Raw genomic sequence first — 25,149 nt, 5'->3', positions numbered from 1 at the left:
GCACCCAGGCGGTCGATGCGTCCCGTGCGTCGCTTCCCGGTGGTGTCCCACCTGCGCCAGTCGCCATCCCGAATGCTACCGGTCATGTCAGGGTGGAGCCATGCTCGAGGTGTCCGTCGTCGAACCCGGCGAGCTCAGCGAATCCGACCTGACGATCGGCGAAGCCTTGGTGCGCAGGGCATTCGGTTCCGGCTTTCGATCACACGACTGGCTTCACGGCGTCGACGGCGTCCACGTGGTGATCAGCGACGGAAACGAGATGCTCGCTCACGCTTCGGTGGTGACGCGGATGCTGCGGCACAACGACAACGTGTTCCGAACGGGGTACGTCGAAGCCGTCGCCGTACGCGCCGACCAGCAGGGGCGGGGCCTCGGCCGACTCGTGATGGATCATGCCGAATCCGTGATCCGGGTCCGCCATGACCTCGGCGCCCTCAACGCGGTGAAGGCCGCCGAGGGTTTCTACGTCGCGCGTGGGTGGGTCCTCTGGGACGGTCCGACCCGTGCCGACGCCTCGTCCGGCACGGTCGACACCTACGACCCGGTCGACCTCATCTATCTCCTGCCCGCGAACGCGGCCGTACCGCTCGACACCGAGACTCCGCTGATCTGCGATTGGCGGCCAGGCGACCTCTGGTAGCTCTACAACCGCCGCAGCACGATCAGGTTGTCCAGCAGCACGCCGGTCTCCCCGTCCGGGCCCATGGCCTCGCGCTCGACGGCAGCGACGCGAACCTGCTCCCACTCCCCATCTCCGAGGTCTATCGTCGCCAGCACCTCGTCGACTCCGGGGAACACGTGATCGTGGATGTGTTTGGCCCACGGCGGTGCCGCACCGTGATCGACAACCACGAGGAGCCCGCCCGGTGCCACCGCCGACGCCGCCGCCGCGAAGATGCGCTCCCGATCGAGGTGCACCAGCGATTGCAGGAACTGCGCCGACACGAGGTCGAACGTGCCGTCGGGGAACGCTTCCGACAGATCGATCTGCAGCAGCGTCACCCGATCCGCGAGCCCGCGCTTGCCCGCCTCGTCGCGAGCGCGCCCCAATGCGGTGTCCGAAATGTCGACGCCGGTGACCTGCCACCCCTGCTCGGCAAGCCACAGCGAGTCACCTCCCTCACCGCAGCCCAGATCCAGTGCGCGGCCGGGTGCCAACGGCTCGGCGACCTCGGCCAGCCACCGGTTCACCCGTCCACTCCAGATCCGGTCCCGCTCGCCATACCGGTCTTCCCAGTGCTGTTTGACCTCGGATGTCATCTCTTCTCCTCCAGAAAACTTGCCACCACCGATGCCGCCGCGGCCGAACCGGCCGCGATCGACGCCGCAACCTGCGGCATCTGCGCACACACATCACCCGCCGCGAACACCCCGGGAACCGAAGTCCGGTACATCGCGTCGACCTCGATCATTTCGGCCGAAATCGGCCCTGCCGCAGCGAGGTTCACGCCCAGCTTGGCGGCCAGCGCGGACCGCTGATGCAGCGTGGTCGCGACCAGCAGGCCACCGCGGGCCAAACTCGTCCCGTCGGCGAACTCCACCGCCGCCAACGCCCCATCGTCCGACGACAGCCCAACGACCGCCCGCTCGTCGACCGTCACTCCGGCGTCCTTGAGATGAGCGCGCTGCTCTTCGGACAGCGACGCGGTCAGCAGCGCGACGTCGTCGCTCCAGCCGCGCAGCATTGTCGCCATGTGCACGCCGCGGTCACCGTCGGCCAGCACCGCCAACGGCTTGTCGCGGACCTCCCAGCCGTGACAGAACGGGCAGTGGAAGACCGAATTGCCCCACAGCTCAGCCAATCCGGGCACTTCGGGCGATTCGTACCGCATCCCTATGGCCAGCAGGATCCGGCGTGTCTGTACCGCCTTCCCGTCGGACAGTTCCACCGAGAAGCCGCCGTCACCGGCCGCCGCGGTCACCACTTCACCGTCACGCACCTCGACGCTCGGATAGGCGGTCAACTCCTGGCGGCCCCGTGCATAGAGCCGGGCGGGCGGCACGCCATCGAATCCGAGGAGTCCGCCGATGCCGTGCGCGGCAAGGTTGCTCGGTGCGCCTGCATCGACCACCAGGACGCGGCGCCGAGCCCGTCCCAGCACCAACGCGGCACTCAACCCGGCGGCCCCACCGCCGACAATCACGCAATCCCACATCTTGTCCATGACACGACCTTGCCCGGCTCAGCGCATTCTGCCAAGCTGATTTGCCATGAAGGCAAATGACGACGAGGAGGGTGTCGACGCGCGGGTGCGGCGCCGCCTGCGGGATCTTCGTGTACAACGCGGAATGACCCTTGAGGACGTCGCCACCCGCTCCAGCATCGACATCTCGACGTTGAGCCGTCTTGAGTCCGGCAAGCGGCGACTCGCGCTCGACCATCTCCCCCGGCTCGCCGCTGCGCTGTCGGTCAGCACCGATGAGTTGCTCCGCACGCCCGAGGTCGAGGACCCACGTATTCGCGGCCAGTCGCACACGCACAACCAGATCACATTCTGGCCCCTGACGGGTCAGGGCCCGGCGGGAGGATTGCACGCCCACAAGATCCGGATCAGCGCCCGAAGGCGCACCCCGCCGAAGGAACTCCCGGTGCACGAGGGCCACGACTGGATGTACGTGCTGTCAGGGCAGCTGCGTCTGATCCTCGGGGACCGCGATTTCACGATCAAACCCGGTGAGGCCGTGGAGTTCTCGACGTGGACGCCGCACTGGTTCGGGGCGGTGGACGGTCCTGTGGAGGCCATCGCGCTGTTCGGGTTGCATGGCGAGCGTGTCCACCTGCACACCGATCAGAGGTAGGCGGTCTGGTTCACCAGTCGGACCGAGGCCGCACCGTCGGGGTAGAACTCCGCGATCGACAGCGATGCGAGATCAAGATGCAGGCGGTACAGGATCGCCGGGCCGGCATCGAGTGCCATCCGCAGCAGCGTCTTGATCGGCGTCACATGCGAGACCACGAGTACCGTCTGCCCCGGATGGTCGGCGATGATCCGTTGCTGGGCCCGCAGCACCCGCGCTGCGACCGCGTCGAAGCTCTCGCCGTTCGGCGGCGGCACCGACGTGTCCCGCAGCCAGCGCCCGTGAAGTTCGGGGTCATGCTCGGAGGCTTCGCGGAATGTGAGCCCTTCCCACGCACCGAAATCCGTCTCGATCAGATCCTCGTCGACGGTCGCGTCCAGACCGAGCGCCTTGGCTGCTGCGCCCGCCGTGTCGTGGGCGCGCTGCAACGGTGACGTGAGGACGACGTCGACGCCACCCCGCTCCCCCAGATACCGTGCGGCCGCATCGGCCTGTCGCCTGCCGAGTTCGGTCAGCTCCGGATTCCCGCGGCCCGAGTAGCGGCGCTCCACCGACAGCGCAGTCTGCCCGTGACGCAACAGCAGCAGCCTGGTCGGCGCACCCTTGGCGCCCGTCCACCCCGCCGGGTTGGTGACGACTTCGGTTTTGGCAGAGGGCTTCTCGATACCGGCCGCCTCGTCCATCGCCTCGTTGGCGAGCCGGTCGGCGTGACTGTTCTGAGCGCGGGGAATCCACGTGTAGTCGATGGAGGAGAACTGTCGCGCGAGATTGGCCGCCTGCCGCTGCAGCGGGATGAGATCGGAATGCTTGACGCGCCACCGGCCCGACATCTGCTCGACGACGAGCTTGGAGTCCATGCACACCGCGACGTCGGTGGCACCGGCCCCGGCCGCGGCCTCCAGGCCCGCGATCAACCCGCGATACTCGGCCACGTTATTGGTCGCGGTGCCGATCGCCGACTTGGCTTCGGCAAGAACGGAACCGCGGTCCGCGGACCACACCACCGCCCCGTAGCCGGCAGGCCCCGGGTTGCCGCGGGATCCACCGTCGGCCTCGACGATCACCTTCACTTGCGGAAACCACTGACACGCAACAGGATCGCCGCGCACTCGGGGCACCGCACGACGTCGTCGTCGGCGGCCGCCGCGATCCGCGCCGACCCACCCTGGTCGATCTCGATCCGGCATGCGCCGCACCGACGACCCTGCAGAGGCGCCGCTCCGACGCCGGTGCGCGACCGCTGCCGCTCATAGAGCGTCACCAGTGCCTCGTCGATTTCCGATACCAACTCGGCGCGCCTGACCCCGGACTTTTCCATCAGGGCAGTCAGCTCGGCGCGGGCGTCGTCGCAGGCACGTTGGGCATCGGCGAGCGCACTCTGCAGTTCCTCGATAGCCGCCAGTTCGCGGTCCTGATCCGCAGCCAGCTCCTCACGCCTCTCCATGACCTCCAGCTGCGAATCCTCCAGGCTGGCCTGCCTGCGCTGCAGCGTCTCGAGCTCGTGCTGAAGGTCGTTGAGCTGCTTGGGGTCCACCGAGCCGCCGGCCAGGAGCGCGCGGTCACGGTCTTCTCGCTGCCGCACACCGTCGATCTCGGTCTCGAGCTTCGCCACCTGCTCGTCGATGTCGGCCAGCGCGATCTGCAACGCGGCGAGACGGTCGGCGGCCTCGCGGTGGAGCGCGTGGGCTTCCTCCACCGCCTTCTGCTCGGGAAGGTTCTTCGTACGATGCTCGGCCCGGCTGACCTCGGCATCCAACTCGGCCAGCTTCAGCAGCGAGTGTTGTTGGAAAACATCAGCTTTCATGTGGACATCCTTCGACATTCCATGGATCTGTACGCACGTCGGACACCGTGACCGGTAGCGACGCACCGAAATGCTTGCGCAGCAGCGCCGCGGCCTGATGGCACCACGGGTACTCGCTGGCCCAGTGCGCGACGTCGACCAGGGCGACGTCGGAGACTCGGCGGTGTTCGTCAGCGGGGTGGTGTCGCAGGTCTGCCGTCACGTAGGCCTGCACACCGGCCGCTGCCACCTCGGCCAGCAGTGAATCTCCCGCGCCTCCGCACACCGCGACACGTGACACCATCGCCGTGGGGTCGCCCGCCGCGCGGATCCCCCACGACGTCGCCGGCAGCCCGTCGCGTACGCGGGCGACGAACGCCGACAACGGTTCCGGCTGGGCCAGCGTCGCGATGCGTCCCAGTCCAACATCGCCCGGCGGCGTCTGCAACGCGATGAGGTCGAAGGCCGGCTCCTCGTAGGGATGTGCGGCGCGCAAGCCGGCGAGCACCGCGGCCCGCCGCGCCGCGGGCGCAACCATCTCGACGCGGTCCTCGGCCACGTGCTCGACGGCACCTACCGTGCCGATCGCCGGCGAGGCGCCGTCGCCGGGAAGGAATTGCCCCGTGCCTGGCACGCTCCAGCTGCACTGCGAGTAGTCGCCGATTTGGCCCGCACCCGCCGCGAACATCGCCTCCCGCACTGCGGCGGCACTCTCGGCCGGGACGAACACCGCCCACTTGTCAAGAGGCGGGCCTGCCGGAACCGGCGACAGCACCTCGGCGACGTCGAGACCGAGCGCGTCGGCCAGTGCGTCGGACACCCCCGGCGACGCGCTGTCGGCGTTGGTGTGCGCCGTGTACAGCGCCCGGCCCGTGCGGATCAGGGAGTGGATCAGCCCGCCTTTGGCTGTTCCGACCGCGACGGTGTCGACACCGCGCAGAAGCAGCGGATGATGCGCGAGCAGCAGCCCACGGTCGGGCACCTGGGCGGCGACGTCGGTGGTTGCGTCGACGGCGATCGTCACCGATTCGACGGGGTCTGCCGGGTCTCCGCAGACCAGCCCGACGGAGTCCCAACTCTGCGCCAAACGCGGAGGGTAGGCGGCCTCGAGCACGTCGATGATGTCGACCAGCCGGACAGGTGCCACCCCACGACAGTAGTGCTGCGGGGCCGCCGACCCGGGCAGCCACCCATCTCAGGGACAATGGACTCGTGACAGACACGCTGGACAGCACTCGCGGCACCGTTCCGGTGCGCCGCGGCGATCTGGTGCTCTTCGATCTCGACGGCACCCTGACCGACTCGGCCGAGGGCATCGTCGCCAGTTTCCGTCACGCTTTGCAGGCTGTCGGCGCACCGATTCCCGACGGGGACCTCGTCAGCCGTATCGTCGGCCCGCCGATGCACCTCACCCTTCAGAAGATGGGGCTCGGCGCGCAGGCCGACGCCGCGATCGCCGCCTACCGCGCCGACTACACGACGCGCGGCTGGTCGATGAACAGGCCGTTCGCCGGTATCCCCGCTCTGCTGTCCGACCTGCAGGCAGCCGGTGTCCGGCTCGCGGTGGCGACGTCGAAGGCGGAGCCGACCGCGCAGCGCATCCTTGCCCACTTCGACCTCGACTCCCGCTTCGAGGTCATCGCCGGAGCCAGCCCGGACGGGACCCGCTCGTCGAAGGCCGACGTCGTCGCTCACGCGTTGAGCCAGTTGGCGCCGCTGCCCGAGCGGGTCGTCATGATCGGGGACCGATCGCACGACGTCGAAGGTGCCGCCGTGCACGGCATCGGCACGATCGTCGTCGGCTGGGGATACGGGCACAACGATTTCACCGGTGGCGACGGCGGTGGTGCGCTCGTCCACGTCTCCGACGTTGCGGACCTGCGGGAGGTGCTGGGTGTCTGAACTGCTGCACGTCACGTTCATCTGCTCCGGCAACATCTGCCGCAGTCCGATGGCCGAGAAGATGTTCGCCCACCAGATCAGCGAGCGCGGGTTGGCCGACGTGGTCAGGGTGAGCAGCGCCGGGACGGGCCACTGGCATGAGGGTGAGCCGGCCGACCGGCGCGCCGGCCACACCCTGCGCGAGCACGGCTACCCAAGCGCGCACCGCGCCGCACAGATGAACGACGATCACCTGTCCGCCGACCTCGTCATCGCGCTGGGGCGCAACCATCTGCGCATGCTGCAACATGCGGGCGTGCCCGCCGACCGGCTGCGCCTCCTCCGTTCCTTCGATCCGCGGTCGGGCGCGCACGCCGACGACGTCGAGGATCCGTACTACGGCTCCCAGGACGATTTCGAGGTGACGTTCACCGTCATCGACGCGTCCCTGCCCGGGCTGCACGACTGGGTCGATCAGCAGCTGGCCGACACCGAGCAGGCCGGCTGACGATGCGCCGTCTGGCCTTTCTGCTCCGGCCGCAATGGCTGGCGCTCTACGTCGTCGTCCTCGCGTTCGCCTATTTGTGTTTCACGGTGCTCGCGCCGTGGCAGCTGGGCAAGAACACCAAGACCTCGCGCGAGAACTCCCAGATCTCCCGCTCCCTAAACGCAGAGCCGGTGCCGGTGACGACGGTTCTGCCGCAACAGGATTCGTCGGCCCCGGACGAGCAGTGGCAGCGCGTGACGGCAACCGGTCGCTATCTGCCCGACGGCCAGGTGCTGGCCCGGCTGCGGCTCATCGACGGTGATCCCGCGTTCGAGGTGCTGGCGCCGTTCGCGGTGGACGGCGGGCCTACCGTTCTGGTGGACCGCGGCTACGTGAAACCCGTCGAGGGTTCCGGGGTTCCGGAGTTCGACGCGCCGCCCGCCGGCACCGTGACGATCACCGCCCGGCTGCGCGACTCCGAAGTTCTTGCTCGGGACAAAGCGCCGTTCGAAGCCGATGGGGTGCAACAGGTCTACTCGATCAACATCGAGCAGATCGCCACGCTGACCGGCGTGCCGCTGGCCGGGTCCTACCTGCAGCTGACGGACGGTCAGCCCGGCGGGCTCGGGGTGATCCCACTACCCCACCTCGATGCCGGACCGTTCCTGTCGTACGGCATCCAGTGGATCGCGTTCGGCATCATCGCGCCGATCGGCGTCGGCTACTTCGTCTATTCCGAGCTCAAGGTGCGGCGCCGGGAGAAGGCTGTCGCCGATGCGGCGGCAGCTGCCGTCACCGACAGCGAGACCGTCGCACCGGTCACGACCGAGCAGAAGCTCGCCGACCGGTACGGCAAGCGACGCTGACCGCGAGCGCAGCCGCGAGCAATTGAACGGCCCGCGACAGCCGAACGGCGCGCGCCAGGTCGTCGACGTCGGGCACCCGTCCATCGCCGAGACTCGGCCGGATCTCCAGCTCGTGGGCGTACTGCGTGGGACCACCGAGACGCACACCGAGCGCTCCGGCGAACGACGCCTCGGCGACGCCTGCGTTCGGGCTCGGGTGCTTGCGGGCGTCACGGCGCCAGGCCCGCCACGCATCGGCAGGCGACCCGCCGACCACCGGCGCGCACGCCACCACGAGCAGGCCGGTGAGCCGCGCGGGCGCGAGATTGACGAGGTCGTCGAATCTCGCTGCCGCCCAACCGAACCGGGCATAGCGCGGCGACTTGCTTCCGATCATCGCATCGAGGGTGTTGGCGGCGCGGTAGACAAGCACGTCCGACGTACCCCCGATGGCGCCCCACACCAGCGGCCCGATCTGGGCGTCGGAGGTGTTCTCGGCGATCGACTCGAGCGCCGCGCGGGTCAGGCCCTCGGTGTCGAGCACCGACGGATCCCGCCCGCAGAGCGACGGAAGCAACCTCCGCGCGCCGTCGACGTCCCCAGCCCTGAGCAGGCCGACCATCTCGTCTCCGGTCCGGCACAGCGTCGTCCCGCCCGCCGCGACGAACGTCGCCGCCGCGACGCAGGCCGCCTCACCGAATGCGCCCCGATGACGCCCCGCCCGCTCGGCGGCCAGGCCCGCGGCACCGACGGCGACGAGCAGCGCCGCGGTGTGCCGCACACCCGCCCACCGCTCGTCGGCGTAGGTCCGGCGCTCCAAAGCCGCTGCACCGCTGCCGAAAACGGCCACCGGATGACCACGTCGCGGATCTCCGAGAACGAAGTCCGCGCCGACGCCTGCGGCGATGCCTAATGCACGAGCAAACACCCCGGCAGCGTCTCACAGCCCGAATTGCCCGAGCCCACGAGGTTGGAGATGACACACTGTGCGCATGGGCGACGTGATCCTGACCGCAACGACGATCATCACGATGAACGAGGACGCGCCCCGTGCGCGGGCGGTGGGGGTGTCCGGCGACAGGATCGTCGCGGTCGGCAGCGTCGACGAGTGCCGTGCCGCCCTCCCCGACGCCGAGGTCGTCGATACCGGCGCAGCCGTGCTGGCACCGGGTTTCATTGAGCCGCACAGCCATCCGTTGATCAGCGGGGTCGCCACCCAGGCACCGGCCAGGTCGATCGCCCCGTGGGACTGCCCCACCTGGGCCGACGTGCTGAAGGTCTTCGACGAGACGGTGGCCACCACCGATCCCAGCGAGCCGCTGTTGTTCGCCGGCTTCGACGCGCTCCTGCACCGTCATCCGAAGCCCGACGCCGCCGAGCTCGACGAGATCTTCGGCGACCGTGTCGCGCTGGTCGCCGACAACTCCGGGCACGGCATCTACTTCAACTCCGCGCTGATCCGCAGCTACGGCTGGGACACCAACCCGCCCGCCGACCCAGTCGCCTCGCACTACGGCCGCAACGCCGACGGGTCGCTCAACGGGCAGGGCTTCGAACTTCCCGTCCTGACCGCGGTGACCGGACCCATCATGGCCAAGCTCGGCAACCCGCTGGTGGCAGCGGCCCTCTACTTCGCGACGATGTCGCGCGGGGGCTACACGTCGACGTCCGACATGACCTACGAGCCGAAGTTCGCCGCCGGCTACGAGGCGCTCGCGGCGGCGCCGTCGTGCCCGTTGCGCGTCAGCATGTGGGAGGTGTCGACCTCCGATTCTTATTGGGAGCCACGCACTTTCACGGCCGGTGACGACTGGCTGACCAAAGCGGGTGTCAAGCTGTGGACCGACGGTTCCCCGTGGGTCGGCAACATCGCGATCTCGTTCCCGTATCTGGACAGCGAGGCGAACCGCACCGCCGGCATCGACCCGGCGACGGCGGGCGGCGTCGACTCGATGAACTACAGCCGTGAGCAACTCGACGCGATCCTCGACCGCGCCGTTCCCGCGGGTTGGCAGATGGCCTTCCACGCCAACGGCGACCTGGCGCTCGACCTCGCGCTCGACGCCTACGAGGATGCGCTGACCCGCCACAACCTGCTGGGCACCGACCACCGCTGGCGACTGGAGCACTGCGGGGCAGGCACCCGGGAGCATTTCGACCGCGCCGCGCGCCTCGGAGTGCATGTGTCGATGTCGCCGTTCCAGTACTACTACTGGGGCGATCTGCTCGACGGCGCGATCTTCGATCACGAGCACGGGTCCCGGTGGGCGGCGTTCAACGACGCGGTCAGCTCGGGTGCGTGCGTCTCGCTGCACAACGACGGTTCGGTGTCGCCGCCGACGCCGGTGGTCAACATCGCCACCACCGTCACCCGGCGCACCCGCGACGGCGGCGTGCACCATCCCGAGCAGGCGATCACGCTGGATCAGGCATGGCGCGCCCAAACCATCGACGCCGCGCGCACGCTGAGCCGCGACCATCTGGTGGGTTCGATCGAGGTGGGCAAGCTGGCCGACTTCGTCGAGCTGACCGCCGACCCGTGGACTGTCGACCCCGAACGGCTCATCGACGACGTGACCGTCGCCGGCACGTGGCTGGGTGGGCGCAGGATCAATCTCGACGAGTTCCTCGTCGCGCTCGGGGACGTCGACCACGCCGAGCACGCGCATCTCGCCGAACGTCCTGCCAAGGGCTGCTGCTGAGGCTCACGTGCTGTAGAGGGTGTTCGCCGCCTCGTGCAGCAGCTTCGGCAGCGGCGGGGATTCGTAAGTACCGGTGACGATCTCGATGTAGCACGCCCGGCCGCCGGACCCGGCGACCGTGAGAGCCTCGTCGAGTTCGCCGAGGGTGGTCACGCGCGGGGTGTACCAGTCCTCGCAGCCGAGCGCGTGAGGCAGCTCGGTGTAGTTCCATTGCGCGAGGTCGTTGTACTCGATGTCGGGGTCTTTGCAGAGCAGCCGCTCGATCAGGTAGCCGTTGTTGTTGAGCACGAAGACGATCGGTCTCAGGCCGTGCCGAGCGAACTGGCCGATCTCCTGCGCGGTCAGCTGGTGCGAGCCCTCGCCGGTGATCAGCACCAGCCGCTTGTCCGGGGCCGCGACGGCCGCGCCGAATGCCGCCGGGGTCGCCCAACCGATTGCGCCCCAAAGCGTTTGGTTGTGGTAGCGCGCGCCGCGCGGCAGCGTGGTGAACGCCAGCCCCATCGATCCCGTACCGGTTTCCCCAATGAGGATGTCGTCCTCCCTCAGGAAGGCCGCCCAGCGCGGGTACAGGGTGGCCGCGGTGATCGGCTCCGACCCTGATCCTGTCACGGGCCCGAGCGTCGGCAGCGGGATCTGGGGCAGCGCACGCTGCCGGTACGTGCGCCCGGCGAGTTCGGTGAGCAGGTCGCCCATCTCGACGTTCGGGTACACGGTCGTCCCGACTCTCGTGCGGTGCAGCTCGATGTCGATCGCGCGCGCCGGATCCAGCGTCGCGGTGAACGCGCCGGTGTTGAAATCGCTCGGAAGGGTGCCGAGGGAGATGACGACGTCGGCACTCTCGACGTATTCGCGGGCGGGTTCGTCCATCAGCTTGCCGTCGTACATGCCGACGAAGTTCGGGTGCGCCTCGTCGAGGACGGACTTGTCGGCGAACATCGTCGCGAACGGCAGGTTGGCGGCCTCGATGAACGTCCCCGCCACGTCCCGCAGACCGTGCCGGTCCACGACCAGGCCCGGCAGGACGACGCCCGTCCCCGCGTTGTCGATCGCGGCGGTGACCGCGTCGGCCGCCGCTGCCAGTGACGCCGGATTGCTGCCCGGCAGCGTGATCGGCTGGACCGGCGCGAAGACGGGTTCGTCGACGATGTCGGCCGGAAACGCCATGTAGACGGGACGCCTGTTGTAGAGCGCTTCGGCGATGAGCCGCTCCGTCTCGACGACGGCGTTGGCCGGAGTCATGATCGCGCTGGCGCCGACCACGGTGTCGGCCATCCTGCGGAACAGCTCGAATTCGCCGTTGCCGAGCGTGTGGTGCACGATCGCGCGGTGGGCCTGCGTGGCCAGGTTCGGCATACCGGTCAGGTGGAAGACCGGGACGTTCTCGGCGTAGGAGCCGGCGATCGCGCTGATGGCGCCCAGTTCACCGACGCCGTAGGTGGTGTTGACAGCGCCCACACCCCGCACCCGCGCGTATCCGTCGGCAGCGTAGGCCGCGTTGAGTTCGTTGCAGCAGCCGACCCAGTTGATTGTGGGGTGGGCGACGATGGCGTCGTTGAGCGGAAACGCGAAATCGCCTGGGACACCGAAAATATCGGTGACGCCGATTTCGCTCAGTCGGTCGAGAACGTACTGGATGACGGTCCGCGTCTCGGTCATGCCTTCAACCTAGCGATAGATCGCGCCGCGGACGGGTACCTCTAGCGCATGTTCAGCATCGCGAAACAGATCGTCGAAGGCGTCGGCGGATTGGTCGGTATCCGTAGCGGCACGGAGGAGCCCTTCTACGTCCTCGTGGAGTTGGTCGGCGATGTTGCGGTCCGCCGGTACGGACCGCGGATCGCGGCGCAGACGTCGGTGTCCGGGGACGAGGAGTCCGCGCGCAGCGACGGGTTCCGGCGCCTGGCCGGCTACATCTTCGGCGGCAACACCCGTCAGACCACGATCGCGATGACGGCTCCGGTGGCACAGCAGAGCGACAAGATCGCGATGACGGCTCCGGTCGCACAGTCGCGCGGAGCCGACGGCGAGTCGTTGATCCGGTTCTTCATGCCGTCGAAGTGGTCGATGGATCTGCTTCCCGAACCCGACGACGACCGGGTGGAGTTGGTCGAGGTGCCCGGTGAGACGTATGCGGTGCTCCGGTTCAGCGGGGACCGCAGCCCCGAGGCAGTCGCCGCGAAAACCGACGAGCTGCTGGAGGCACTGCGTGGCAGCAACTTTGCGCCCACCGGCGAGGCCGTCGCCTGGTTCTACGATCCTCCGTGGACGCTGCCGTTCCGGCGGCGCAACGAAGTCGCGGTGCCGGTGGCCTGATCAAGAACGGGGAAGCCGATAATGTCGCAACGATGCGGGGAGTCGGACACCACTGAGGCGTGTGCTCGCCCTGGCGGGCGTTGTGCTGATCGCCGCCGCCGGGTGTGGCAGCGCACCGGAACAGCAAGATTCGACACCGACTGCGGAGGCATCACAAAGCCCGAACTGGCCGTCCTCGATGGACGGCACCCGGTTCCGGTGGAGCGCCGCGCCCGGCATCGACCTGCTCAGCGGTCCCGCGGTGCCGCTGCGCGCCTACGTCGAATCCCGCGAGCTCGCCTCGAAGATGATGTCGATCACGGCGGCCTATCCGGGATTCGCACGCGCTGTGCCCTTCCCGCCGTGGCAGCCGCGGATGAATTCGCCGGCGGCCTACATGCCCGACGAACCCACTCCCTACGATCTGCGGTTCAAGGACACACGTCTGTTCGGCAACGACAACTACCGCATCATGGCGATCACCCCGCAAGGCGATGGGCTGCGCGCCGTCGTCTGCCTGTACCGGCCCTACCGGTACGCGTTGACCGATGACGGCAGGTACGAACTGTTCGGCTACGAGGACGGCAAACCCCACTCAGCGCCCTACATGCTGTCGGCCGTGGATTTCACCCAGGAGGATCCGCGTCACGGACCGAATCCCCCGCCGAATCCGACGGTGCCGCAGGAAGGCTCGCTGCCCGCTCCGGTTGACGATGTGTTCGGCGACTGGGTGTTCACCGCGCTCAGTGGGTCGTCGTTGAGCTGGTGGATCAACAACGGCGAGACCACCACCGAGACTCCGCCGGAGTACCACGAGCTCCTACAACGCTGCACCGCCGAGATGCCCGTGCCCGAGGATCAACGGGCCGATGTCGTCGCTCCGTATCGCGACACGCCGCCGCCGACACTGCCGGCCTACCCGGGTTGGCCCGCGCGAGTGCAGTGACACCGGCCGTGGTGGGCGCGGACGGTTTCGAACCGCCGACCGCTGGTGTGTAAATCCCGCCGGCTGGCGTCTCAGGCACTCGCGGTAGTCGCATAACTGTCCTTAAGTCCAGCTCAAGCGTCTCAGGCATGTCGTGCCGTCCGATTCTTCTGCACCCCTACTTGCGCGTCTTGGCACACCGGTGGCACACCCGGGGGTTCTTCCGTCGACGTTTCTTGCTGTGCGCGCCGAAGCGCGAACGCAGGACTCGCACTCGGTCCGGGCGACGAAGCGCTATGCACAGCGACCAGCGATTCCACGCCCACGAATGGCAAGATTGCGGATGGACCACCGCAGTCGAGTACGTCGATCTACGTCAATAAGGACTAGCTGTTGCTCTTGGAGGCGACGCCGCCGGACCCAAATGCTCAGTCGGAGACCAGTTCAAGCGCCTCAGCGATCATCTGGTGACCTTGCCTCTCAAAAGGCTCATCGCCGACCTGGTGCGCCCACGCCGCCGTGCCAATGGCCGCATGGATGGCTGCCATTCGCCATATCTCCGGCGTTCGAGGGTCCGGCCCGTAACCGGCAAAGAACACCTCTTCAAGGCGGGGGTCATGCTGCCATTGCTGGGCTGCGAGTCTGTTGAAATCACTCACGGCGGGCCGCCACGCAAATCTGCCGAAGTCGATGACCCTGACAACGCCGCTACCGTTGAGCCAATTCCTGGGCTGCCAATCGCCGTGAGTGGGGACGACGATCATCGGTTGTGGTCGGTAGTCCAGCAGCATCGTCCGCAACCGCACCTCGGCATCTGGCGCAGATCCTGTGCGGCTTATCAAGCCATGCAATCGATTTCGTGACTGTAGCGGCGTCGACATCGGTATCGATCCGCTGGGCTTGACCATGGAATGATCGGCACAGCTTGCCCGCCTGGAGGTAGGTGTCCGGAACAAACTCGACCTCATGGCCCTCGACCAACGACCCGTCCAATAGCCAGAACCTTGGCATCGCGGTCGTGGTGCAGCAGCTGCGCTGCTCGCCCGGCCCGCTCCAAGACACCGGTGACGCCCTGATGGGCCGTGATCTCCCGCCCGATGTGACGGTTGTCGGGGCCAGCAGCCTTCACGACCACCCGCCGCTACCGGTGTCAACGTCGAGTACGACCGTATCCACTAGGTCCCGACTCATGTCTTTCAGCAGACGCCCGGCCGGGAAACCAACAGGCGACCAACTCAGCCTGCCGATCACTGAGTCGACCACGATGCCACGCCCCCACCCCGCCACGGCATCGCCAGCGCTCCGCGATTCACACCCGCAAAACAGCATGCCATCGAAAAGCGCCAAGCTGCATCAGGTGGGTCGACTCCCGAGACCCCGAGAGGGTCAATTTTCAGAGACCGTTGACACCGTCATCGTAGTTAGAAGATTTGCATTCCTCGGAGTTTAGCCGCATCGACGAAGGGCTTGGTGTGACGGCCGATGTTGGAGGTGTCGATCAGCTCTAGCGGATCGGAGCCGGTCCCATCGTCTGTGCGCCGCAACCACATAGCGCAGTTGTCACCTAGCGTGGTTCCCCACTTTGAGGGGTAGATAACTCCGTGCGGACGCGCCCCGTCGTCCAGGACGATGGATTCTCGAATCCAGGTCGCGATGCCGGTAGTCAACTTTTTGAGGACTGCTGCGGAGCTGGTGAGTTCACTGAGCGTGAGCTCCTCGACACCGCATTCGGCCAGCAGCGTCGGGCCCAGCCATTCAGAAACGACGGATATCGAATTTGCACCGGTGACGTCGACCAACCAACCGTCCTGCGGCAGGCGGAGTTCGTACAAGGAACGCCCTTGTCTCCAGCCCTGCGAGATGGACCGGTAGGGCATCCCGCCGTGCGCGGGCAGCTCTCGTGCGACTTGCTCGGCGAATGTGCCCGCATCGTTTACGTCAACGTCGTCGAACAGTTCAGTCAGCCGCGTCTGTGGCGGATCGGGCCTGATGTACTCCAAGACTTCGACAAATGCGCCAGTCGCGGAGGTGCATCCGTAGATCGTCCGTCCCGGGGTGTCCCACCGCGACCAGTCCTCCACCGGGTGCTCTCCCGGAATTCGGGGTGGCGGGTTGATCGCACCATACTGCGTGCGGGCTACTCGGAAGATGGTTTGACCAGTGGAGGCGACGATATTGAGTCCCGTTGACGTGCAGATGGCCGCATCCATGAACGACACCTGCTCCTACCTCCCCCTACACAGCGATCGGGCTGAGTATAAGGAGACGCCAGGTCAAGAGTTGTATGTGTCGGTGATGAATGCGTCCGCGGCACGATAGACGGCCGGGATCATGTCTTCGCGCAGGAGCTCAGAAGGGGTAACCCCGTCCAGGCGCGGGTTGGCCGAGACAAGCCAGCTGCGGGCGACTTGGTCATTCTCGGCTTCCTCGATCAGCACGAACACCGTGTGCGCCGCCTTTAGGCGACGTGCCTTTTCAACGGAGGGTTCAGCGTGTGTGCTGTCCCCAGGAGGAGCAGCCCACCGAGCAGGCATCGCACGGCTCTTGGAACCCGCGATGTAGGCGGTCAGCGTCCGCCCGAGGCGGGCCAACAAATAGGCGACGACCTCGTGAGTGTCCATCCGCGCAGTGTCGTCACCAGCCTTGACCAACAGGTCAGACATATCGCGGAGCACCTCCTTAGTTCGCGAGTCTTTGACTATAACCACTAAAGAGGCTCCGAACATCCTCGAAGTGACCCCTTAGTGCTCCCTAATGTACCTCCGTTGACCGTCGAACTCGATCTCGACTTCGTCACATGTCGACGTGCCTAGTCAGCCAGCGTGGATGGACCGGTATCGGCGGCGACTACAAGTCGACTCGGAGACCGCCTTGCGGGAATAGCAACCGCCCTGCTCAGCGGCGTGCGAAGTACCGCCCTGCGAGCCCACCGTGGACTACCAGGTACTAGGCGCGGACGCGGAACGCGCCCAACCGACGAAAGTTCTGCGACGTTGCCGGACACCCTGTCGGGCCTCCCCGTTACCCTCCAATTGCCGTCGTCTTCTGGAGGATCCGTGCTACTGACTCGAGTGTTGGTTCGGTTTTATAGGTCATTCAATTATGACCAGGAAGCGAAGGTGGTTCGAGCTAAGGAGTACGACTGGGAGGTGATTCAGGGCCGCGGGTGGTTCCCGTTCGTGGAGATCGATATCGACCCCGAAGTTACCGCGGTGGTTGGCGCGAATGAATCAGGCAAGAGCCATCTCATCGGCGCAACGATACGCGCCCTGAATGGAACAAGTATTTCATCAGCGGATTTCTGTCGTTACTCGCGGCTGTACTCCGTTGAAGTCGGAGAGATTCGTAGCCCAGATTTCGGCGCGGAGTTCATGGTGACGACGCAGGACGACGTGGATGCCCTGCGAGCGGCGGGCGTAACGCTAGCTCTCGACGACCGCTTCATGCTATTGCGTATGGGGGGTGGGCAAAACATACTGATCCGGAAAGGTAGTGCACCCGTATCGCTCGATGACACCAAACTCGCCAGTGTGCAAGCTGTCTTGCCAAGGCCATTTCAGTTGGAGACCCGGGCGAAGATCCCGGATGTCATCTCGTTCGATTCTCTCCTGGGCCGGCAGCCTGGCCTTTTAAGCAGGAGGCGCGACCGATTCAACTTTGACGAAAATTTGCGCGCAGGTGGGATTTTGTCTTGGCCTCAATTAATCAGTGGCATTGCCGGTGTAGCAGCGCCGAGTGAGAATTCGGACGAAAATGAAGACGCGTCGGTGGCGAAGTCGGACCAGCTCGGACGTGACCTATTGCTCAATGTAGCGCGGATTTCCCAGAGCAAGTTCGTGGAGCTGGAAGGCGCGATTCGAGATGGCAAGGAGGGGCAGGTTGGTGCACTGATCGAGCAGATGAACCGTTCAATAGCACGCCATCTTAACTTTCGTCGTTGGTGGCGTCAGGATCGAGACTTCGAGTTGCGCCTCGCCCCGCGCGAACGAGAGGTCGCATTCACTATTCGCGATAAGACGGGCACGGACTATTCTTTCAGTGAGCGCAGCAGGGGGCTTACCTACTTTCTTGGCTACTTCGTACAGTTGCGAGCTCATGAGCGTTCACCGAAGCAGACCGAAATTCTGCTTATGGACGAACCTGATGCATATTTGTCGAGCGCCGCTCAGGCTGACCTTTTGAGGGTTCTGGATGAGTTCGCGCGACCAGAAGCGGGAGGACGTACGGACCAAGTGATCTATGTGACTCACTCGCCTTTTCTGATCAATAAGAACGCAGGTCACCGGATCCGAGTTCTCGATAAGGGGACGGACCAAGAGGGCACCCGACTCGTTAAGGACATCGTAAATAATCATTACGAGCCTCTCCGGACTTCGATCGGCGCTCACGTTGCGGAAACCGCCTTTATTGGTGGCAATAACCTGCTGGTCGAAGGCCCCACAGACCAGATCCTGCTTACTGGCGCCTTGGCGCTGCTGCGCCGGCGGGGCCTGCCGCCGAGCACACTAATCGATCTCAACGAGGTGACGATCGTCCCGTGCGCGTCCGCTAGCCATGTGCCCTACATGGCCTACCTGGCGCGCGGACGTGACACTCTCAAGCCTCCATGTGTTGCCTTGCTTGATGACGATGACGCAGGCCGCGAAGCAATTGTAAAACTGGCGCAAGGTGAGGCAGACCAACGGCGAATACTCCAGGATCGTCACATTGTTAATCTGGGCGATTGGGCGAAGGGAGCTGACATCACAGTGGCGCCTGAAGTGAACGTGACTGAGCCCGAGGACCTGATTCCAGTGGCCATTGCTGTCGAAGCCGCTCGATTCTACGCTCGTCGATTTTTGGGGATCCCTGCGCAAGATGTGACGTCGCTTCGAGCAGAACACGTGAATGCGGTCCTGGTAAGCAGCGGAGGCAGCATTTTCCCGGCTCTTCAAACCGCCTTCTCAAGCCAATTTGATTCAAAGAAGTTGCAGAAGGTTGGGTTCAGTAAGGAATTAGTGCATTACCTTGAGAATGCGGTTGCGGCCAGCCCAAGGCCTACGGGGTTGCTCACGTTCGAAAACAACTTCGCGGCGCTAATTGCTTACCTTCGGGATAAGCTTGACGATGCAGCGTCTTCCGAATCCAATGATCGCGACCTCGACCGCGCCGAACGAGTTATAAGGTCCTTCGTGCGTGATCACGCCGACGGAATGTCTCGCGACGCAGCAAGTAGAGTCCTACGCGATATTGAAGCGGTCCTCGAAGACAGCGACGAGCACGATCCAATCCGCCAGCGAATTAACGAACTCCGTAGACGCCACAAGTTGTCTACAGATCCGCTCCAGGCCGTCGACGACGGCGCAGGCTTCCTGGAGTCGCTGCCAGAGCTGTTGAAGCTGCCTCGGCTGTTCTTCCGCGACCAGCTCGGAGTCGAAAACGCCGCAGGCACGGCAAAGCGAGCAGCACCACAGCGAGAGCCTTCGAAGCGCGGGCCGACTACTGACGCCCCATCTCCGCCTTAAACGTCCTGCGGGCTCGGACTCGGCGCGGCTTTCGGCACCGCCTGAGACGTCCGCGTCGGTGAAGTGCGGAAATTCGTGGGCCCTTATTAGGTGCGACGACACAATCTGAAGATCGCGCTGCCCTCTAAATGATACAGAGGCCAAGACCGGCAATCGAGAGGACCGAATGTCCGACGTCTAGGTCGCGGACACAAGAATGGTACCCACGACAACGGGCACGGCCGACCCCGACCGCCGCACTGTCACCACCGGGGGTACCAGCGCAGAACGCACAATCCAGTGACACTGACGGCCCCCGGCAGCCTCAAGCGCAGCCGCGGCCAACTGGATCGATGTACATGTCGCCCAGGTGTCATCGACGAGCAAGACCTTCTTCCCCAGGACTCCGGACCGCCACTTGTCCGGCACCGCGAAGGGAGCGGCGTTGGCGACGCGCGAAACATTCACCGGACCAAATCCCCATGATGCAACACTTGGGGTATGACACCGGCGGCAATCGGCTCAAAATTGTGAGTGGACGTTATGGGGCCGGGAAGCCCGCGACTGAGCAGCCAGGTAACAGTTTTCGGTACCTGTACTGGCGTTTAAGTAACGGGGAGTTTCAGCAACTCTGCGGCGCTCTGCTGCGTCGTAAGTACCCGGGAGTCAACTGCTATCCGGTTGGGATGGCGGATAGGGGTGTAGATGCCCGCCGCGGGGACATCGTTTACCAGGTGAAATGGAGTTCAAAACTCCTGCAAGATCCCGCGAGCTGGCTAAGAGCCACAATCGAGGACGAAAGGGACAACCTGGTGCGCTTCGGCAAGCAGGGAGTTTCGGAGTACATCCTCATGACTTCGGTCGCCGGCACTACAACCGCGAATAACACCGGCACTATTCAGCGGCTTCAAATTGAACTGGACAAGTACACCGCAGAGTTCGGGATCAAGGTCGAATGCTGGTGGCAGTCCGACATTGATGCCGAGGTTGACGTGGCCCCCGACTCCATCAAGTTCTCGTACCAGGAGATGCTTGCCGGCTCCGATGCCATCCGGTACCTCATGGAAGGGTCCGGTGTCGACGCGCAGGCGGCTGAGATGAGAACAACCCTCGTCGCCATGATGGGTAGACAATGGACCGAAGACTCTAAAATCAAGTTCGCCCAACTCGATCTCAATCTCGTCGACTTGACTGAGCTATTTGTGGACGTCGAGGCGTCGCTTGTCGCCCAGCCGCTGAATGCCGCGGAACGCTTCTCGCGCCATCAAAACTATGAAGTCCACGGCTCACAGGGCGCTGCCCAGTACCTCCTTAGTACCACTGCACCGTTGACCTACTTGTTGGGCGTTCCAGGCCAGGGAAAGTCGACGCTCGCCCAATACGTCTGCCAATCTCACCGCGCAGCACTTATGCCAGGGGACATGTACGGCAAGGTCGAAAATCACCCCATACCGGCTACTAATCCACGCCTGCCGATTCGAGTTGACCTTAAGGATTTCGCCACCTGGCTCGGCGGGCGCGACCCCTTCTACACCGAAGACGACGACGTCGACCCAAAAGAGTCAAGAATAAAGCGAGACCAGCGCTCACTCATAGAGTTCCTCGCCGCGCTCTGCCGCAAGAAGAGCGGCGGACGAACTGTCACCGTCAAGCACGTCCACAGTGTTCTGGATCGGTACCCCTGCCTGCTCGTATTCGACGGCCTCGACGAGATTGCTGACGCCGGCCTTCGACTAAAGGCTGTACACGAAATCAACTCTCTAGCAATGGAAATGGGCGGTCAACATAAGGTTCGCACCTTCCAGTTCATCGTTACGTCCCGGCCAAATGCGTCGGGATTGGCCGAACCTAATCCTGAGATATTCCAAACGCTGCAACTGCAGGCTCTGTCGCCAGAACTGCAGAGTGTGTTTGTCGAGAGGTGGGCAGATCTCCACCAGATCTCAGGATCGGATAGAACAAAGCTACGTAAAGCGTTCCGGAGCAGGGCTGAAGCCGATCATGTCGCGCAGCTCGCCGACAACCCAATGCAACTCACAATCCTTCTGTACCTCATGCACAAGCATGGGGAATCGGCCCCGGTCGGAAGGACCGAGTTATACACGCACTACGTCGAGACGCTTCTCAGTCGCGAGATCAACAAGGACCAGATAGCGAAGGCACAGGCCAACCTCGTCCAGCAGGCGACTGCCTTTCTCGGTTGGCATATTCAGTCGGGCGTTGAAATCGAGCCAAGCATGGAGAGATTAACGAAGAAGGCGATCGAGAATGCAGTCATTCTCTACTTGCGGGAAATTGATGGCCCCTGGCAGGACGTCCCTGCGCTAGTATCCGCTGCGACAGACCGACTTTGGGCGTTATCCAGCAAGGTCGACGGCACCTTTGAGTTCGCGGTGCAACCGCTAAAGGAGTTCTGCGCTGCGCTCTTCTTGTCCGACTACGCCGGCCTCACATTGCCAGATGGGATACCGCGAGGGGAGATGCTCGCCGAGCTGATCGATCGGCCGTACTGGTTGAATACCGCCCGCTACTACGCCGGATTCGCGAAGGTGAATGAGCGAGCGGGCTTGAAGTACGGACTCGAGGAAGCGCTCGATCGTGGAGCTCACCCATTGCAACAACGTACAGCGACCTGGGCTCTCCTCAGTGATGGAATTTTCGCCCAAGCTACGCCTGTCCAACGCGACGTTACGAAGCTACTTACCGACCCGCTCAGTGTCCGGCTAATAGCTGACGGCTACGGCAGCTACACAAATTTTCCTCCCCTTGCTAACGGCAACGGCGGATCGCATCTCGCGGAGCATCTCAAGACCAGTCTAATTGCTTCCCCCGACAGTGCATTGAGTCGCCCACGGGCGATTGTGCTGCGGCACCACCTCCAGAGCGATTTCAGATCAGTGCATGAGTGGTGGCAACAGCATTTGCAGACAGCCATCGACAGCGGCGCTCAGGACGACTGGCTCCGAATAGGCTCCTCGCTAGACCTACCGCGGCTGATGGCGCCGCTGGCCGACGCACTGACCGCGGACTCACCCGTGTCGTCGAGACTGGCTCTCGGATGTGGCGCAACACCGAGCCCCGAAGGTGAGGTGGCGCGCGCTCTTCTACGAAACGTTCTGGACGGGCACTGCTCCGATGTCCGTACCTCAAGCACGTCAGAGGCCGGTGCTTTGCTCAAAGCGGCTCGGCCGCAATGGATGTTGCAGCTGCCCGACGACAACCGCCACGGTCCAACGATCGCGAACGAGCATCTCTGGATGAAGGAAAAGGACCGGAACACGCGTTCTTCGAGTTTCGGTCTGCTTGAACGATTTGATGGCGAGTACGCGCGCATCAAGCGGGCCGCGAACGCGCGGGCGCAGGGTCAGCAAGGGACAACGGAGCCGTGGCAGAACCTCGCTCGCGAGATCGCGAAGATGCACGGGCCGTGCTGGTTGGCCGCTGAGATTGCAGTCACGGGTGCTGCGAACAGAAAGGCTTCGCCACAAGGTTCCTTCGATCCCACCGGCACACCATTCGGGGCACAGGTCGATTACGGCACTTTGACGATGACAGTTCGTCGTCGCCCTGAACCGGCCTGGTGGCCGGAAACTTTCGACCGGTACTCCGACGAACTCTCACGACGCACGTGGAGCCTAGCGTTGATGGCCGCAGGTCCCGAGGACGTCGTAATAGCCCACCTTGGCAAGATCAACGACGTCCTCACCGACTTAGACGCCGACACGTACGCCGCCACCATGGCGTCGTCCAGCAGAATCGGTATTTCGAGTCTCGCACGCAGACTTTCGTCCGACTGCTTCGCAGCCGCTGCCAACCTGGCGCCACGAACACTCCTCATGCTTAGCCATTTCGCCTACGGGCTCGACAGTCACGATTCCATGTATGCGTTGTCTGATGAATTACTTCTCGACATGGCAGAGCTCTCGGGAGGCACCGCAGCGAACTGGCCGGTCGCGAGGGAACTAACGGGGCGAATGATCCTCCACCCCGACGAACATCTCATGCGTGGACTCAGAGACATCGGTCCGGAAAGCTGGGTTGAGGTGACACCGGACTTGGCTAACTTACCGCCGAACCTTGCTTCCAACATTCTCGGCGACCCCACGCTCTACCCGTCCGGGTGGTTGGGGGTTGCGGAGTACCTTCACTCACAAGGCAATGAGCCGGCACCCCTCCGGGAAGCGCTGGCGGACCGCAACTGGGTTCCGGCCTGGTCGCTGTAGATAGCAACTGCGACGTCGCGCGAACTTCGCCTCATACACACAACGCAACGGTGGATATCGTCGGAACCGAGTCGACACTTGAACGAGACACGGCGAGAGGACCGGCGCTAGCCGCAGTCCGCAAGTCCGGTGATTGGCCAGCACCGCATCTGCTGGACCCGCACAGCCGGCGTGCGCGCGCTGCCCGTGTGGTTCGACGCCAACACGGTGCAACCGCCCCGCAACGCGACGATCCTGCTGGGCGGCTAAAGACTTCTGCGCCACTCACCCTCAGTACGACACCAAACTCACCACAAAGCGGGCTGGTCGCCAAGCAGCGCCGCCGGCACCGCAGCGGCATCCCAGCCTCCTATAGCGCCACCGATCGCTCACGCCGTACACCGCGACTGTCGCAGCGACGCAACGCATGGCGACCACCACCGCGACGCATCCGCGCCATCCGCTCCATGTTGTAGCCCTGAGAGCCCGACACGACGTGCTGCTGCGCGTCGGTGTCAGCCACAATCTTCACGCACACCGGGTTGTCGCATTCTCGCAGCCCGAGCACGCCCCGCGGCGACGTATCCGGCGGCAATGGGGAGCGCGTGACGATGCGGACGCACACAGAACCCCACGCCGTCGCGGGTGAGGTAGAACCGTCCGTAGCCATCGGCGCCGATGGCCTCGGTTGACATGTTGCATCCGAAGGTGTTGGCCCGCAGACAACGTGGCTGTGGAAGCGCGCGATTTCGGCGGCGTGCACCTGCCAATTCACGACCAGCTGACCCGCGCTTCTCATGACTGCTGACCCCAGAACCGAACACCGACATATGGCCGCGCCGCCACTGCTCACGAAGCCGCCCCGGAGTGCCCTCCGCGGACCAGAAGCTGACCGCCGTGGACGGTGCTGCCTCACCGCGTGTTGGACCGCTCGACGCCGCCCGCTCGCGTCGCACCGCGAGCCACGCTGCGCGGCCGGGTGGTTACCGCACCTGCGCCCTAGGCCGGAGGCGCAGCGCCGCAAGCCATCTCCACCATCACGCCGAAGCTGTCCGCGGCCTGTCGGCCTCACCGTCGCCACGGCCCGGAGGCGAATCAGTCTGAGCACCACCGACGCCTAGTGCGTGCGAACCGTCGCTGCGAGCAGTCTTTTCGTTCTTCGAAGCATGCCCCAGCATCGTCCGAACAATGCCGATCCCGACGTCGGAGTTCTCAGCAATCGTCGTCAGCGTCTCACCACGGTCCTGCATGCGTGCGACCGCCGCGCCGGCCTTGGCCCGGTGGGTAGCCACCTTCTTGGCCGCTTCGGCCTCGACCTGCTCGCGCAGCAGGACGAGCCGCTCCTTCTTCCATAATTCAATTTCGACGATCTTGCCGACCTCGTACATGAACGTGGTCGCGTCTTTGACGTTCGCTTTGTCTCGCGCAGCGCGCGCTTCGTTAGCGCGCCGGTTCGCTTCCACGGCCCGTCGCCGGGCTTCCAACTTGGACGTTCCTGCTGCTGTCATGACCGGGACACTAGAACCGGACGTGGCCGATGCGCCACCACCACAGCCACATTGGCCACCCACCAAAATTCTTGGTCGCCGCCCTACCGCACCCCCGCACCCCGCTCACCATCCGTGCAGCCCGTGCCCTCACCGCTGCCGCACCGCCCACTCAGCTCACCCCCTCAAGGCCCCTTTCAGGACCCAAAGAAACGCCACACACCTTTTGCATTTAGGTCACGGTTTGGTAACGGCGGTCGGGA

General features: G+C 64.9%; 21 protein-coding genes. 10 read left to right on the top strand and 11 right to left on the bottom strand.

Features of this window, described 5'->3' with window-relative positions; genetic code table 11:
- The first annotated feature begins 100 nt into the window (after nt 1–100).
- Entirely contained in the window at nt 101–640 is a 540-nt protein-coding gene (locus P9A17_RS17420) for a GNAT family N-acetyltransferase (protein ID WP_278039955.1), read from the top strand.
- A 2-nt stretch (nt 641–642) separates the two neighbouring features.
- Here P9A17_RS17420 and P9A17_RS17415 read toward each other — a convergent pair whose 3' ends face one another.
- Nucleotides 643–1,260: a class I SAM-dependent methyltransferase gene (locus P9A17_RS17415; protein ID WP_278039954.1), complete on the bottom strand. Its 618-nt coding sequence runs from the start codon at nt 1,258–1,260 to the stop codon at nt 643–645.
- Nucleotides 1,257–2,165, bottom strand: a complete 909-nt coding sequence (locus P9A17_RS17410) for an NAD(P)/FAD-dependent oxidoreductase (protein ID WP_278039953.1) — start codon at nt 2,163–2,165, stop codon at nt 1,257–1,259. The genes P9A17_RS17415 and P9A17_RS17410 overlap by 4 nt, the downstream gene beginning before the upstream one ends.
- A 46-nt stretch (nt 2,166–2,211) precedes the next feature.
- Here P9A17_RS17410 and P9A17_RS17405 point away from each other — a divergent pair, with 46 nt between their 5' ends.
- Complete coding sequence (locus P9A17_RS17405) at nt 2,212–2,799, top strand: XRE family transcriptional regulator (protein WP_278039952.1); 588 nt, start codon at nt 2,212–2,214, stop codon at nt 2,797–2,799.
- On the opposite strand, the gene P9A17_RS17400 is transcribed toward P9A17_RS17405, so the two are convergent.
- From P9A17_RS17400 to P9A17_RS17390, 3 genes are read right to left on the bottom strand one after another with little or no spacing between them, the layout of a single operon-like run.
- Nucleotides 2,790–3,869 (bottom strand): bifunctional RNase H/acid phosphatase, encoded by a 1,080-nt coding sequence (locus P9A17_RS17400; protein WP_278039951.1) that lies wholly within the window; start codon nt 3,867–3,869, stop codon nt 2,790–2,792. The genes P9A17_RS17405 and P9A17_RS17400 overlap by 10 nt on opposite strands.
- Nucleotides 3,866–4,603, bottom strand: a complete 738-nt coding sequence (locus P9A17_RS17395; protein WP_278039950.1) for a C4-type zinc ribbon domain-containing protein — start codon at nt 4,601–4,603, stop codon at nt 3,866–3,868. The genes P9A17_RS17400 and P9A17_RS17395 overlap by 4 nt, the downstream gene beginning before the upstream one ends.
- Nucleotides 4,593–5,729 (bottom strand): Nif3-like dinuclear metal center hexameric protein, encoded by a 1,137-nt coding sequence (locus P9A17_RS17390; protein ID WP_278039949.1) that lies wholly within the window; start codon nt 5,727–5,729, stop codon nt 4,593–4,595. Before P9A17_RS17390 ends, P9A17_RS17395 begins: the two co-directional genes overlap by 11 nt.
- Nucleotides 5,730–5,794: 65 nt before the next feature.
- On the opposite strand from P9A17_RS17390, the gene P9A17_RS17385 reads away from it, so the two are divergent.
- From P9A17_RS17385 to P9A17_RS17375, 3 genes are read left to right on the top strand one after another with little or no spacing between them, the layout of a single operon-like run.
- Nucleotides 5,795–6,484, top strand: coding sequence for an HAD-IA family hydrolase (locus tag P9A17_RS17385; protein WP_278039948.1), 690 nt, complete (start codon nt 5,795–5,797; stop codon nt 6,482–6,484).
- Nucleotides 6,477–6,971 carry a low molecular weight protein-tyrosine-phosphatase gene (locus P9A17_RS17380; protein WP_278039947.1) on the top strand — a complete coding sequence of 165 codons (495 nt, stop codon included), beginning with the start codon at nt 6,477–6,479 and terminating at the stop codon, nt 6,969–6,971. The genes P9A17_RS17385 and P9A17_RS17380 overlap by 8 nt, the downstream gene beginning before the upstream one ends.
- 2 nt (nt 6,972–6,973) lie before the next feature.
- Complete coding sequence (locus P9A17_RS17375) at nt 6,974–7,816, top strand: SURF1 family protein (protein ID WP_278039946.1); 843 nt, start codon at nt 6,974–6,976, stop codon at nt 7,814–7,816.
- Here P9A17_RS17375 and P9A17_RS17370 read toward each other — a convergent pair.
- Complete coding sequence (locus tag P9A17_RS17370; protein WP_278039945.1) at nt 7,770–8,723, bottom strand: cobalamin biosynthesis protein; 954 nt, start codon at nt 8,721–8,723, stop codon at nt 7,770–7,772. The genes P9A17_RS17375 and P9A17_RS17370 overlap by 47 nt on opposite strands.
- 64 nt (nt 8,724–8,787) lie before the next feature.
- Here P9A17_RS17370 and P9A17_RS17365 point away from each other — a divergent pair, with 64 nt between their 5' ends.
- Complete coding sequence (locus tag P9A17_RS17365) at nt 8,788–10,497, top strand: amidohydrolase family protein (RefSeq protein ID WP_278039944.1); 1,710 nt, start codon at nt 8,788–8,790, stop codon at nt 10,495–10,497.
- Nucleotides 10,498–10,500: 3 nt separating this feature from the next.
- Here the strand turns inward: P9A17_RS17365 and P9A17_RS17360 are convergent, their stop codons facing one another.
- A complete protein-coding gene (locus P9A17_RS17360) occupies nt 10,501–12,153 on the bottom strand; it encodes a thiamine pyrophosphate-binding protein (protein WP_278039943.1) in 1,653 nt (550 codons plus the stop codon).
- A 48-nt stretch (nt 12,154–12,201) separates the two neighbouring features.
- On the opposite strand from P9A17_RS17360, the gene P9A17_RS17355 reads away from it, so the two are divergent.
- Both P9A17_RS17355 and P9A17_RS17350 read left to right on the top strand, forming a co-directional pair.
- On the top strand, nt 12,202–12,810 hold the full coding sequence (locus tag P9A17_RS17355; RefSeq protein WP_278039942.1) for a heme-binding protein: 609 nt from the start codon (nt 12,202–12,204) through the stop codon (nt 12,808–12,810).
- Nucleotides 12,811–12,871: 61 nt separating this feature from the next.
- On the top strand, nt 12,872–13,735 hold the full coding sequence (locus P9A17_RS17350; protein ID WP_278039941.1) for a hypothetical protein: 864 nt from the start codon (nt 12,872–12,874) through the stop codon (nt 13,733–13,735).
- A gap of 407 nt (nt 13,736–14,142) precedes the next feature.
- Here the strand turns inward: P9A17_RS17350 and P9A17_RS17345 are convergent, their stop codons facing one another.
- The 3 genes from P9A17_RS17345 to P9A17_RS17335 all read right to left on the bottom strand — a co-directional run bounded on the left by P9A17_RS17345 (nt 14,143) and on the right by P9A17_RS17335 (nt 16,377).
- The gene (locus tag P9A17_RS17345; protein WP_347403849.1) at nt 14,143–14,595 is read right to left on the bottom strand and encodes a phosphotransferase; all 453 of its coding nucleotides are present in this window, start codon (nt 14,593–14,595) and stop codon (nt 14,143–14,145) included.
- Between the two features lie 540 nt (nt 14,596–15,135).
- Nucleotides 15,136–15,924: an RES domain-containing protein gene (locus P9A17_RS17340; protein ID WP_278039939.1), complete on the bottom strand. Its 789-nt coding sequence runs from the start codon at nt 15,922–15,924 to the stop codon at nt 15,136–15,138.
- Nucleotides 15,925–15,987: 63 nt separating this feature from the next.
- Entirely contained in the window at nt 15,988–16,377 is a 390-nt protein-coding gene (locus P9A17_RS17335; RefSeq protein ID WP_278039938.1) for an antitoxin Xre/MbcA/ParS toxin-binding domain-containing protein, read from the bottom strand.
- A gap of 516 nt (nt 16,378–16,893) precedes the next feature.
- Here P9A17_RS17335 and P9A17_RS17330 point away from each other — a divergent pair.
- On the top strand, nt 16,894–19,218 hold the full coding sequence (locus P9A17_RS17330) for an AAA family ATPase (RefSeq protein ID WP_278039937.1): 2,325 nt from the start codon (nt 16,894–16,896) through the stop codon (nt 19,216–19,218).
- A gap of 461 nt (nt 19,219–19,679) precedes the next feature.
- Nucleotides 19,680–23,420, top strand: coding sequence for a hypothetical protein (locus P9A17_RS17325; RefSeq protein ID WP_278039936.1), 3,741 nt, complete (start codon nt 19,680–19,682; stop codon nt 23,418–23,420).
- A gap of 1,016 nt (nt 23,421–24,436) precedes the next feature.
- Here the strand turns inward: P9A17_RS17325 and P9A17_RS17320 are convergent.
- Entirely contained in the window at nt 24,437–24,907 is a 471-nt protein-coding gene (locus P9A17_RS17320) for a hypothetical protein (RefSeq protein WP_278039935.1), read from the bottom strand.
- Between the last annotated feature and the right edge of the window lie 242 nt (nt 24,908–25,149).

Source organism: Mycobacterium sp. 236(2023) (assembly GCF_029623955.1).
Classification (GTDB): Bacteria; Actinomycetota; Actinomycetes; order Mycobacteriales; family Mycobacteriaceae; genus Mycobacterium.
This window is presented reverse-complemented; position numbering and strand designations above follow the sequence as displayed.

Excerpts from the sequence above, each read along its gene's own strand:
- P9A17_RS17395 (WP_278039950.1), bottom strand. The coding sequence starts at position 4,603 with ATGAAAGCTGATGTTTTCCAACAACACTCGCTGCTGAAGCTGGCCGAG.
- P9A17_RS17355 (WP_278039942.1), top strand. The coding sequence starts at position 12,202 with ATGTTCAGCATCGCGAAACAGATCGTCGAAGGCGTCGGCGGATTGGTC.
- P9A17_RS17405 (WP_278039952.1), top strand. The coding sequence starts at position 2,212 with ATGAAGGCAAATGACGACGAGGAGGGTGTCGACGCGCGGGTGCGGCGC.
- P9A17_RS17325 (WP_278039936.1), top strand. The coding sequence starts at position 19,680 with ATGATGCAACACTTGGGGTATGACACCGGCGGCAATCGGCTCAAAATT.
- P9A17_RS17420 (WP_278039955.1), top strand. The coding sequence starts at position 101 with ATGCTCGAGGTGTCCGTCGTCGAACCCGGCGAGCTCAGCGAATCCGAC.
- P9A17_RS17340 (WP_278039939.1), bottom strand. The coding sequence starts at position 15,924 with ATGGATGCGGCCATCTGCACGTCAACGGGACTCAATATCGTCGCCTCC.
- P9A17_RS17415 (WP_278039954.1), bottom strand. The coding sequence starts at position 1,260 with ATGACATCCGAGGTCAAACAGCACTGGGAAGACCGGTATGGCGAGCGG.
- P9A17_RS17375 (WP_278039946.1), top strand. The coding sequence starts at position 6,974 with ATGCGCCGTCTGGCCTTTCTGCTCCGGCCGCAATGGCTGGCGCTCTAC.
- P9A17_RS17360 (WP_278039943.1), bottom strand. The coding sequence starts at position 12,153 with ATGACCGAGACGCGGACCGTCATCCAGTACGTTCTCGACCGACTGAGC.
- P9A17_RS17335 (WP_278039938.1), bottom strand. The coding sequence starts at position 16,377 with ATGTCTGACCTGTTGGTCAAGGCTGGTGACGACACTGCGCGGATGGAC.
- P9A17_RS17345 (WP_347403849.1), bottom strand. The coding sequence starts at position 14,595 with ATGTCGACGCCGCTACAGTCACGAAATCGATTGCATGGCTTGATAAGC.
- P9A17_RS17320 (WP_278039935.1), bottom strand. The coding sequence starts at position 24,907 with ATGACAGCAGCAGGAACGTCCAAGTTGGAAGCCCGGCGACGGGCCGTG.
- P9A17_RS17365 (WP_278039944.1), top strand. The coding sequence starts at position 8,788 with ATGGGCGACGTGATCCTGACCGCAACGACGATCATCACGATGAACGAG.
- P9A17_RS17410 (WP_278039953.1), bottom strand. The coding sequence starts at position 2,165 with ATGGACAAGATGTGGGATTGCGTGATTGTCGGCGGTGGGGCCGCCGGG.